Origin of the sequence: Pseudomonas emilianonis (assembly GCF_023072625.1) — a bacterium.
Classification (GTDB): domain Bacteria; phylum Pseudomonadota; class Gammaproteobacteria; order Pseudomonadales; family Pseudomonadaceae; genus Aquipseudomonas; species Aquipseudomonas paraveronii.
The window spans coordinates 1-1,023 of the sequence record NZ_JAKNRV010000715.1 but is presented as its reverse complement, the minus strand read 5'-3'; the positions used below and the strand labels follow the sequence as shown (position 1 = coordinate 1,023).

Here is a 1,023-nt window from a genome sequence, read left to right as displayed (position 1 = left end):
CGGTATCGCTCGGCTGGCCAGTTCACCGCGCCGTTGACCCTGCGCATGCCCTGCGGCGGCGGCATCTACGGCGGCCAGACCCACAGCCAGAGTATCGAAGCGGTGTTCACCCAGGTCTGCGGCCTGCGCACGGTGATGCCGTCCAACCCCTATGACGCCAAGGGCCTGTTGATCGCCTCCATCGAAAACGATGACCCGGTGATCTTCCTTGAGCCCAAGCGCCTGTACAACGGCCCGTTCGACGGTCACCACGACCGCCCCGTAACGCCGTGGTCAAAACACCCGCAGGCACAAGTGCCGGACGGTTACTACACCGTGCCGCTGGATGTGGCCGCGATCGTGCGTCCGGGTTCGGCCGTCACCGTGCTGACCTATGGCACCACCGTGTACGTGTCGCAAGTCGCCGCCGAAGAAACCGGCATCGACGCCGAGGTCATCGACCTGCGCAGCCTGTGGCCGCTGGACCTGGAAACCATCGTCAAGTCGGTGAAAAAGACCGGCCGTTGCGTGGTGGTGCATGAAGCCACCCGCACCTGCGGCTTTGGCGCCGAACTGGTGGCGCTGGTGCAGGAACATTGCTTCCACCACCTGGAAGCGCCGATCGAACGCGTCACCGGTTGGGACACCCCCTACCCGCACGCGCAGGAATGGGCGTATTTCCCAGGGCCGTCCCGCGTGGGCGCGGCGTTGAAACGGGTCATGGAGGTCTGAATGGGCACGCACGTTATCAAGATGCCGGACATTGGCGAAGGCATCGCAGAAGTTGAACTGTCGGTCTGGCATGTGAAGGTTGGCGACCTAGTCGTCGAAGACCAGGTGCTGGCGGATGTGATGACCGACAAGGCGATGGTGGATATTCCCTCGCCGGTCCACGGCAAGGTGATTGCCCTCGGCGGCCAACCGGGTGAAGTCATGGCCGTCGGCAGCGTGCTGATCAGCATCGAAGTCGAAGGCGCGGGTAATACCAAGGACGTGCCGGTGGCGGCTGAACCGGCCAAGGCGGCGCCTGCGCCGATGCCTGCC

The 1,023-nt window shown here is 64.4% G+C and carries 2 protein-coding genes; both read left to right on the top strand.

Features of this window, described 5'->3' with window-relative positions; all coding sequences use genetic code 11:
- On the top strand, window positions 1-711 hold a 711-nt coding region (locus tag L9Z73_RS31120), incomplete at its 5' end, for an alpha-ketoacid dehydrogenase subunit beta (protein ID WP_247408840.1).
- The coding region (locus L9Z73_RS31115) for a biotin/lipoyl-containing protein (protein WP_345894200.1) at window positions 712-1,023 on the top strand (312 nt) is incomplete at its 3' end. It abuts the gene before it with no gap.